This window comes from Carboxylicivirga sp., from assembly GCF_982718395.1.
The window spans coordinates 1-8,956 of sequence record NZ_CEXQWX010000217.1 but is presented as its reverse complement, the minus strand read 5'-3'; the positions used below and the strand labels follow the sequence as shown (position 1 = coordinate 8,956).

Here is an 8,956-nt window from a genome sequence, read left to right as displayed (position 1 = left end):
TGATTTATGATGCACTCAATAAAGAAGGCATCCAGATACCTTTTCCTCAGCGAGACATTCATATTATCAGGAATGATGAGAAGGATGCAGATGGGAACATGAGATTGTAGGATATTGATATGATTCAAAACTTTAGTTCTAAGGATCGAATCTTTATAAGCAAACTGCCAATAAAGATTCGATCCTTTTACCCACAACATTTAATAGCTTTACACCTCACCTCGGTCCTCTCCTCAAAAGGAGAGGATGAGCGCACCTGGAAAGTGTTGTGATGAACTAACAAAGTCAGTTTTAATTGGTACGAAACGTTTCCTTCTCCTTCGAGGAGAAGGTTAGGATGAGGTGGTCAACAATTAAACTACTGCCTTCTGACTAAAAACTAACCAACTATTATGCATATCACTCTTAATTTAATTCAGAAAAGTTTATTTTCGGAACAAATTACTAAACAATGGAGCTTCTACAATCACTCATCGAACTTGACAAGGAATTACTTTTATATCTGAATAGCTTTCATAACGGTTACTGGGACAATTTCTTCTGGATGTTTACCAGTAAGGAAGTATGGCTTCCGCTTTACTTGACGATTGCTTATGTCATTTTTAAGAAACATGGTATCCGCGGTTTGGTAACTATGCTGGCTATTGGCTTATTGATTACTCTGTGTGATCAGATTTCGACCAATATATTTAAGAATGGCTTTGAACGCTTCAGACCTTCGCACGATGAGGGTTTGAAATACCTGGTACATCTGATTAATGGCAAACGAGGTGGCTTGTATGGCTTTGTATCCTCACACTCCACCAATTCATTCGGTTTAGCCATGTTTACTTCTCTGGTATTCAGAAACAGAACGTATGGTATTTTTATATTTATATGGGCCGCTATCAATGCTTATTCGCGTGTTTATATGGGAGTGCATTTTCCGGGAGATATTATCGGCGGATTCCTGTTGGGTATCATCCTCGGACGCATTGTTTATGAGATTTACCTGAGAGTACTACCACGATTCGTTGTTATATCGCACCATAACAAACGCATCCTGAAATCAGGCATTGCTGAGTCCTTTGGTAAAGATCCACGACTAATCTACTTTTCGATTATCATTATGACCGGGACTTTGTTAACAGCAGCTAAAGTGATGTTGAAGATTACGGGGTAGGCTTCATAATCTGTGAAATTTGTGTCATTTGTGGTTGATCTTTTGCAATACTAGTCACTTGACTAAATTGATTTAATGTATCGCACTTTCAGTGCTTTATCATTTTGTTATACTGATCGCAGGGCTTCACCCTGCGCTATTATGCATAGACCTTTCAGGCCAATTGTTTAGATTCATTAGTCAGTGTCCTGTAAGGACAATACATATTAGCATAGTCCGTAAGGGCTATGATTATATAAACATTGTCAATGAGGACTGTAAGTTCGGTACATATGTATTTTAACTTGGTTTTAACTATTATCTCGCATTAATACCAAAACAGAACAATTACCCCAAGAACGGCCAAAACTGCTCCGGCAACTTCTTTTAAGGATACTTTTTCTTTGAAGATTAATATGGCAGGCGGAATGATCAATACAGGCACAATCGACATTATGGTGGATGCCACACCTGTAGTCGTATATTTAATGGCTAAAAGCGAGAATGATACCCCCAGAAACGGACCAAAAAACGCCCCAATGGATATGCGTACCATGGCAGCGCCATAACTTAATGCTTTGATCACTCTTGGCCAGTGACCAGTAAAGATAAACAGTATTGCAAAGCCTATAGTGCCCGCAATCACGCGGATCATAGTGGCGGATGCCGGGTCGTAATCTCCCATTCCCAATTTGCTTAGCACCAAACCTAAGCCTTGTCCGGTAGCTCCTCCAAATGCGAGCAATACACCTTTTATGGGATATTTCACTTCAATGCGCTTCCCATTCGTCGGTTTACCCAATATAACCAATGAAATACCCGACATAGTTACAATCATTCCCAGTATATGAGCCGCAGTTAATTGCTCACCCAACAACAGCCATCCAAAGAAGGCTGCCAAAGGAGGTGACAAGGACATTACCAACATGGAAATGCGGGCACCTACCACCACAAAGGCCTGAAACAACAACAAATCGCCAATTACAAAGCCTACCAATCCACTCACCGAAAGCCAAAACCACTGGTAAGCATCCGCTCCCTCGGGAAAGAAATAACCAAAGCGGAAATACTGCAAAGTACCTAATAGTCCAATGGCCATCACCAGTCGTATAATATTAACGGACATGGAGCCCACCTTCTTACCGGCCGATTCAAACGAAAGTGAAGTAAATGTCCAGCATACTGCTGTTACCAATGCAGCTAATTCTCCCAGATGTGTATTAATAAATTGTGTCATAGGTTTATTGAATGCTGCAAATGTAGTAATAATAGATACGAGACATTAGACAAATGACACAAGATTCATTTGCATGACGCATAAAAATGGGTAGTAAATAGTGAGAGGTTAAAACCGGTAAGGCTGTAATCAGGAATAAGATATAAGTGATACCAAACCGCTCCCACACCCCTAAACTCGAAACTCTGAACCCGGAACGCAAAACTCTAAAATTTAACCCCTAACCTGAATAAACCAGAAAAGTATTAGGAAACAAATGACGCAAGTATCAAAACTATGGTCGAAAGCTGGAATTAGTTTCCTTTTTACTCACCAGCTGACATTTACATATCGCTTATAGTCAGCAGGTGAGGACAAACCTCGAACCCGGAACTCCGAACCCAAAACACTAAACACCAAACCCAAAACTCTGAACCCTGAACTCTAACCCTATTCACAAAAAAAGGAGCACCCACAGGCACTCCTTCATCTATTTCTTTAGTGATTAACTTACTCCCTTATGGTTACAGGTTTACTTTCCTCATCTTTCTTAAGTGAGTATTTCAATATGTAGAATCCGAATAAACCAGCTAAGATGGAACCTACGAAAATACCAATCTTGGCCTGATTTAATAGGTCGGCACTTTCTTTAAAACCAAGGCTCGCAATAAATATCGACATGGTAAAACCTATACCTCCAAGGAATGCCAAGCCCAGGAAGGACAACCATGATGAACGTTTAGGTTTAACTGCAATTCCTAATCGAACCGATAACCATGAGAAGAAGGTAATACCAATACCCTTACCAGCTACCAAACTAAAGGCGATAGCCAATGATAATGTGGTAAATACTTCTCCACTACCCTCACCATGATGGAAAATAGTTACACCTGCATTGGCCAAGGCAAATACCGGCAATACGAATAAACTGATAAAACCATGAAACTGGTGTTCGATAAATTGCAGTGGACTCTGTACCTTTTTCACACTGTATTCTACTTCGTTAATAGCATACAACTGATCATCGGTCAATACACGCTCATTCTCACTTTTTGGAACAGAATCAAAACGCGTTAATCCCGACTTGATACGTGCCAGAAATTCGTTGACATGCACCTTAGGACGAGCAGGAATTGTGAAGGCTATCAATACACCTGCAATGGTAGCGTGTAACCCAGTTCCCGGTCCGCTTACGCCCGACTGCAGGAACAAATACCAAATGATAAATCCTAAAAAGGTATATAATTTCAGGTCTTGAATATTCCTCAGGTTAGCTACGGTTAATATTACTAATAATATACCTGCAACCATCAGGTAAGTCCAATTTAAATCGCCACCATAGAACAAAGCAATAACCAAAACAGCTCCCAGATCGTCCACAATAGCCAATGCAGTCAGGAAGACCTTTAGTGACAAAGGAACCCGTTTTCCTAACAGAGATAATATACCTAATGAAAATGCGATATCAGTTGCCATAGGAATACCCCAGCCTTTTGCTGCCGTCCCTTCAAAACCAAAAGAGAAATAAAAAATAATTGGTACGACCATACCACCAATAGCTGCAAAAATTGGTAATGATGCCTGTTTAAACGAACTTAACTCACCGGCCAAAAATTCACGTTTGATTTCCAATCCAACCACGAAAAAGAAAATTGCCATTAAGCCATCATTAATCCAATGCATCAATCCCATCTCAACATTAAAAAGTTCTGATGATATCCCGAAAGGACTATGCCAGAAATGATGATAACTATCGTGATCTACATTTGCCCATACTACTGCAACCGCTGTTGCCATCATCAACAGGGCACTACCACTGGAAAAGAATTTAATAAATTGTTGAAGCGGATCGCCCAATCGACGTCTTCCGGTTCCACTTTGAATTTCACTCATTTGTTTTATTTATTTCCCTGGTTTATAAAATAATTCAGCTTGTGTTAGTTTATCAATTGTCCCTACATCAAACCATGCATCTTCATCAGGAACATGATATCCTTTTATTAAAAACTCTTTGGCCAGTTTCAGATAAGCTTCAATTATTGAAAAAGGCCTGACCTCACCCATCATCTCCAATAATTTCGGTTCAATGATATGCATTCCACTGAATGCTAAATCAACCTTATTATCTGACGGATACACTTCTATTTGTTCGTTTGTCTTTATGTTTTTCCAGCCGCACAACTGCATGCTTTCATCAAATTCTAAATAACGCGATGTGTTACGACTTTTGACCATTAAAGTTGCATCATTTTTATTTTGCCGATGCGAATATATGAAACTTTCTAGATTTGTAGATGTTATAATATCTACATTTCGAATAAAAATCGGCTCATTGGGAATGAATAGTGGTTTGGCATTTACTAATCCGCCACCAGTCTCCAATAACTGCCCCGACTCATCCGATATCACAACTTCAGTTTGCCAGTTAGTTTGCTTAACAAATTCTATAATTTGCCCGGCAAAATGATGAACATTCACAACAATTCGTTTAACGCTCAGCTCTTCCAGTTCTTTAATAGCATGCCACAAAAGGGGCTGACCATTGAAAGGTGCCAATGCTTTCGGTAAGTTATCGGTTAATGGTTTCAGTCGCGTACCCAACCCGGCAGCAAATATCATCGCATTCACTACTTAATTACTTTTTGAGGTTTGCACAATTTATTTTCTTTCTTCGATCCAATGCCACACTTTTTACACACATATTGGTGACTCTCCTTTACAATCGGGTTATTTAATTTCTCCGGATCTTTACACTTCTTCTTTCCCATAAATAATTATCGCTTCTTCATATCTTGCTCGACATGCTTTAAGTCAACATTTAACTTGTATTTATGTTGAAGGTGCGAAGCTAATTGTTCTGCACTATAGACCGATCGGTGCTGACCGCCGGTGCAACCAAAATTCACCATCAGGTTTTTGAAGCCGCGTGATATATATTTTTCCACCGATTTATCGACAATTGAAAAGACATCATTCAGAAAGTTGGCCATCTCCGGTTCTTTACCAAAGAAAGCTATGACCTCCTCATCCTTGCCTGTTTTTTCAGCATATTCAGGGTAACGTCCAGGATTATGAATGGCCCTGCAGTCGAATACAAAACCACCACCATTACCCGACACATCAACCGGAATACCACGTTTGTATGAAAAGCTACTGATCTTAACAGTTAGCAATTCATTACGTTGGCCAATGTTTTTCAATTCCTCCGATTCGGTCACATTTTTTAATGCCGCAAATAAGGTCGGTAATGCGATTCCCAGATCGACGGTATCTAATAAAAACTTCAGATTATTGATGGCATACGGGATGCTCTTCAGGAAGTGCTCTTTCTTTTCATAAAAGCCTCTGAAACCATAGGCACCCATAGCTTGCATGATACGAATTAGCACATATCCGTAATAATGCCGGATAAACTCAGTTTTATCGACGGCCTGATAAGCTCCCAGCTCTGTGACATAATACTCAAGCAACTCTTTTCTGATATCAACCGGGATATCTGCTTTAGCATCATATAATAAAGAAGCTAAATCATATTGCAATGCACCTTTACGCCCTCCCTGGTAATCGATAAACCAAGGTTCATCATCCACCACCATTACATTGCGCGATTGAAAATCACGGTATAAGAAGTAATCATGATCAACTTCCAGCAAAAAGTCAATCAGTCGATGATAATCATCTTCCAAGGCCTGCTCATCAAATGGCACACGTGCCAATTTCAGAAAGTAGTATTTAAAGTAATGCAGATCCCATAACATGGATTGTTTATCAAATGCCTGACGTGGATAGCATTTTGAATAATCTAAGCCTTCTCCACCTTTTATCTGGAAGCATATCAGCTTTTTAATTGTCTTTTTATAAAAGGTCAGCAACTCTTCAGGAAAGTCTTTCCCCTTGCGAATCCCTTGCAAAAAGCCGTAAAGTGTAATATCTCCAAGATCCTGCTGCAGGTAGACATTGTTCTTTATATCCGTTGCGTAGATTTCAGGTACAGATAATCCTTTTGACTTAAAGTGTTTTGAAAAATCAAGGAAAGCTCTATTCTCTTTTTGATCCGCATTATAGGCTCCCATAGCCGATTTAGTTCGCCCACTGATTCTATAGTATTCCCGATAAGAGCCTGAAGGAGGTAATGTGATAAATGAACGAGCCTCTTCCCCAGCCCATTCCTCAAACATTCCTATTAATATTGATTTTGTATTTGGTTCCAATTTATTTAGTCTTAAATGAGTTCAAACTTAAAAAATAGATGAAACAATTACCAGGACCACCACTACTATAAGCGATGGTAACATATTCATAATACGTATCTGTTTTATCTCCAATATATTTATTCCAAGGCCAACCAGCAAGATTCCTCCCACAGCTGTCAACTCATTAATAATATCATCGCCTATAAAATCCCCAAGCCAAAAAGCCAGCAAAGTGATGCCGCCCTGAAAAATTATCAGGGGTACTACCGACATGGTAACACCAAGCCCAAATACCGAAGCTAAAGCAATGGCCGAGAAACCATCCATCATGGCTTTGGTGTATAGAATTTGTGATCCCTTTCCTAAGCCTTCATCAATTGCACCAATAATAGTCATTGAGCCGATACAGTAGAGTAAAAAGGCTGTCAGCATACCTTCTGTAAACTTTGGATTTTTAAGCTTTAATTTTGTTTTAAGAGCTGTTGACAAACCTTCAACGGCTTTATCAAGGTTAAACAATTCACCAATAATAGTTCCGATAATCAAGCTAAAAACAATAACCAAAAGCATTTGTCCTTTTAAAGCCATATTAAGGCCAAGCACCAATGTAAACAATCCGATCGCCTGAAACACCCCTTTGGTGAGCTTATCAGGAATACGGTTGCCCAGATAGATTCCGATGGTACTTCCTATAACAACTGTTGCCGCATTAACAATGGTTCCGCCTAATAACATTGAATTGATATTAATATTGAACGTGTAAAAATAAAGGAATATCGATGAACCACGAAATCAGTCCATGCTTTTATCAATTATGCCATATTTAAGTTTTGTTGTGTTCGCTTTTTTTAATGACAAAACTCATATTTAAGCCATATCTTTTTCTCATTTAATCTCCTAATTTTGCTTGCAACCAAATAAAGAAACAATAATAACTTATTAAATCTGTATTATGACCGATAAGAAGATGACACCTGCAGATTACATCGCTCGTGAAGATAAGTTCGGAGCACATAATTACCATCCACTTCCAGTAGTGCTTGAAAAAGGCGAAGGCATACATGTTTGGGATGTTGAAGGCAAGCGTTATTTTGACTTCCTTTCTGCTTATTCTGCTGTTAACCAGGGACACTGTCACCCTAAAATCATTAATGCATTAACAGAGCAAGCTCAGCAGCTAACTTTAACCTCACGTGCTTTCTACAGCAGCGTTTTAGGTGAATTTGAAGAATACATGGCTAAGTACTTTGGTTTTGACAAGGTATTACCAATGAACACTGGTGCTGAAGCTGATGAAACAGCTCTTAAGCTTTGTAGAAGATGGGGTTATGACAAGAAAGGTATTCCTGAAAATGAAGCTAAAATAATCGTTTGTGCCGATAACTTCCATGGACGTACCATCACCATCATTTCAATGTCTACCGATCCGGATTCATACAAAGGATTTGGACCATATACCCCTGGTTTTGTTACCGTTCCTTATAATGATTTAGATGCTTTAGCCAAAGAACTGGAAGATCCAAATGTAGCTGGATTCCTTGTTGAGCCTATTCAGGGCGAGGCTGGTGTTTATGTACCAGACCAAGGCTACCTGAAGAAAGCTTACGAAATGTGTAAAGAAAAGAATGTTCTTTTCATTGCTGATGAAGTACAAACCGGTATTGCACGTACAGGTAAACTGTTAGCTTGCGATCACGAAGGTGTTAAGCCGGATATCCTGATTCTTGGGAAAGCCATTTCAGGCGGCGTATTCCCTGTATCAGCAGTATTGGCCGACGATGACGTAATGCTGGTGATTAAACCAGGTGAGCACGGTTCAACATATGGAGGTAACCCACTTGGGTGTAAGGTTGCTATGGCTGCCTTAGATGTTATTAAGGATGAGAATTTAGCTGAGAACTCAGAAAGACTAGGTAAGATCTTCCGTGAAGAAATGCTAAGCATTGATTCTGATATGATTGAGCTGGTTCGTGGTAAAGGCTTATTGAATGCTGTTGCCATTAAACCTAAGAATGGAAAAACGGCTTGGGATGTATGTGTGGCAATGAAGGAAAATGGTTTGATTGCTAAGCCAACTCATGAGCACATTATTCGCTTTGCCCCGCCATTGGTTATCAATGAAGAGCAATTGCGCGAAGCTATTGATATTATTAAGAAAACGATTGCTCAATTCGCATAATAGAATTGACTAACGATCATAAAAAAAGCCGGTTCTCTTGAAGACCGGCTTTTATTTTGTCTAGAAGTTTAGTTGTTTCCAATTTTGTTTAAGCCTGTCTGTAAGCGGTTTCCCCATAGCCTTTACATCAATATCCATTTTTCGTAAATCATCAGAAACACCATACATATCAGCACAATTAATGCAAGCTTCCACAACTACACCAACTTTTTGCATCATTTTGATCT

Annotated in this window: 7 protein-coding genes; 2 read left to right on the top strand and 5 right to left on the bottom strand. The window is 39.3% G+C overall.

Features of this window, described 5'->3' with window-relative positions; all coding sequences use genetic code 11:
- Positions 1-451 precede the first annotated feature (451 nt).
- Entirely contained in the window at positions 452-1,162 is a 711-nt protein-coding gene (locus tag AC4MRQ_RS23595; RefSeq protein ID WP_491200189.1) for a phosphatase PAP2 family protein, read from the top strand.
- Between the two features lie 307 nt (positions 1,163-1,469).
- Here the strand turns inward: AC4MRQ_RS23595 and AC4MRQ_RS23590 are convergent, their stop codons facing one another.
- The 5 genes from AC4MRQ_RS23590 to AC4MRQ_RS23570 form a co-directional block, all read right to left on the bottom strand.
- The gene (locus AC4MRQ_RS23590) at positions 1,470-2,378 is read right to left on the bottom strand and encodes a DMT family transporter (protein WP_491200188.1); all 909 of its coding nucleotides are present in this window, start codon (positions 2,376-2,378) and stop codon (positions 1,470-1,472) included.
- 489 nt (positions 2,379-2,867) lie between these two features.
- On the bottom strand, positions 2,868-4,250 hold the full coding sequence (gene nhaA, locus AC4MRQ_RS23585) for a Na+/H+ antiporter NhaA (protein ID WP_491200187.1): 1,383 nt from the start codon (positions 4,248-4,250) through the stop codon (positions 2,868-2,870).
- Between the two features lie 9 nt (positions 4,251-4,259).
- Positions 4,260-4,976 carry a nucleotidyltransferase family protein gene (locus AC4MRQ_RS23580; protein ID WP_491200190.1) on the bottom strand — a complete coding sequence of 239 codons (717 nt, stop codon included), beginning with the start codon at positions 4,974-4,976 and terminating at the stop codon, positions 4,260-4,262.
- 155 nt (positions 4,977-5,131) lie between these two features.
- Entirely contained in the window at positions 5,132-6,568 is a 1,437-nt protein-coding gene (locus AC4MRQ_RS23575) for a RapZ C-terminal domain-containing protein (RefSeq protein WP_491200186.1), read from the bottom strand.
- 27 nt (positions 6,569-6,595) lie between these two features.
- Entirely contained in the window at positions 6,596-7,285 is a 690-nt protein-coding gene (locus AC4MRQ_RS23570; RefSeq protein WP_491200185.1) for a DUF554 domain-containing protein, read from the bottom strand.
- Between the two features lie 217 nt (positions 7,286-7,502).
- Between AC4MRQ_RS23570 and rocD the strand changes: the two genes are divergently transcribed.
- Positions 7,503-8,729: an ornithine--oxo-acid transaminase gene (gene rocD, locus AC4MRQ_RS23565; protein ID WP_491200184.1), complete on the top strand. Its 1,227-nt coding sequence runs from the start codon at positions 7,503-7,505 to the stop codon at positions 8,727-8,729.
- Positions 8,730-8,956 lie beyond the last annotated feature (227 nt).

Coding starts and splice junctions, on each gene's coding strand:
- AC4MRQ_RS23595 (WP_491200189.1), top strand. CDS start 452: ATGGAGCTTCTACAATCACTCATCGAACTTGACAAGGAATTACTTTTA.
- AC4MRQ_RS23590 (WP_491200188.1), bottom strand. CDS start 2,378: ATGACACAATTTATTAATACACATCTGGGAGAATTAGCTGCATTGGTA.
- nhaA (WP_491200187.1), bottom strand. CDS start 4,250: ATGAGTGAAATTCAAAGTGGAACCGGAAGACGTCGATTGGGCGATCCG.
- AC4MRQ_RS23580 (WP_491200190.1), bottom strand. CDS start 4,976: ATGATATTTGCTGCCGGGTTGGGTACGCGACTGAAACCATTAACCGAT.
- AC4MRQ_RS23570 (WP_491200185.1), bottom strand. CDS start 7,285: ATGTTATTAGGCGGAACCATTGTTAATGCGGCAACAGTTGTTATAGGA.
- rocD (WP_491200184.1), top strand. CDS start 7,503: ATGACCGATAAGAAGATGACACCTGCAGATTACATCGCTCGTGAAGAT.